The 1,096-nt window shown below is 56.7% G+C and carries 1 protein-coding gene and 1 pseudogene; both read left to right on the top strand.

Annotated elements, in window-relative coordinates:
* Positions 1–566: branched-chain amino acid ABC transporter permease (locus tag H3V53_RS43115; RefSeq protein WP_336603030.1), on the top strand; the 566-nt coding region annotated here is incomplete at its 5' end.
* A gap of 388 nt (positions 567–954) precedes the next feature.
* Positions 955–1,096, top strand: a pseudogene (locus tag H3V53_RS43120) (ABC transporter ATP-binding protein); the annotation flags it as partial.

The following is a 1,096-nucleotide window of genomic DNA, read 5'->3' on the forward strand; positions in this document are numbered from 1 at the left end:
CGTTCCCGCAGCTGCTGCCGACCGATCCCCTCAACGTGATCAAGGCCACCGATACGACGCCTGGCGCCGTGATCTCGATGACTGAAATCGTGATCATCGCCGTCGCGTTCCTCGTGATGGCGGGCCTGCTGCTCCTCGTGCACAAGACCAAGCTCGGCCGCGCGATGCGCGCGATCGCCGAAAACCCGGGCGTCGCTTCGCTGATGGGCGTGAACCCGAACTTCGTGATTTCGGCGACCTTCATGATCGGCTCGGCGCTGGCGGCGCTGGCGGGCGTGATGATCGCGTCGGAATACGGCAACGCGCACTTCTACATGGGCTTCATTCCCGGCCTGAAGGCGTTCACGGCAGCCGTGCTGGGTGGTATCGGCAACCTCGGCGGCGCGATGGTGGGTGGCGTGATTCTCGGCCTGATCGAACAGCTCGGCGCCGGTTACATCGGCGACCTCTCTGGCGGTGTGTTTGGCAGTAACTACCAGGACGTATTTGCATTCATCGTGCTGATCATCGTGCTGGTGTTCAGACCGTCTGGTCTTTTAGGCGAACGTGTTGCGGACCGGGCATAGGTGAAGGCACTCATGCGGCGAGCTAACTATCGCTATCCAGGTCGTTGGTTTTCGCCGTTACTTCCGATGCCTTGTAACGTAATAGCATTTCTGCAGTAAGCAGTTCGATGGAGATTCCGATGGCGCGTGAGGGAAGGTCACTACGAGCAGTGGTTGAGCATTGGCTTGACCCAATCCCGGAAAATCCAGTCCGAGTTACAAAATTCAAAAATCGTCGGCTTCGGAAGGAATGCTACGTGTGCGTTGAAACATTAACGTCGGCAGGTCTTGCTGCGATGTTCTTTTTCCGTCACGAAGACGGTGTATGGCGCGTATTCCCGCCAAATCGGAAAAGACCTGCAATGAACATCAAGTAATGCGGCGATTTTTATAAACGGAATGTTTGAAAATGACATCAATTCAACCGATCGAAGCACCGACAACGCTCATTTCAGAACGGAACCTGACGAAGACGCTGACGGTGGGCATCATCACCGCCGTGTTCGTGATCGCAGCGCCTTTCATCATCGGCACGGCGGGCGGCAACTACT

Source organism: Paraburkholderia bengalensis (assembly GCF_037126505.1).
GTDB lineage: Bacteria > Pseudomonadota > Gammaproteobacteria > Burkholderiales > Burkholderiaceae > Paraburkholderia > Paraburkholderia bengalensis.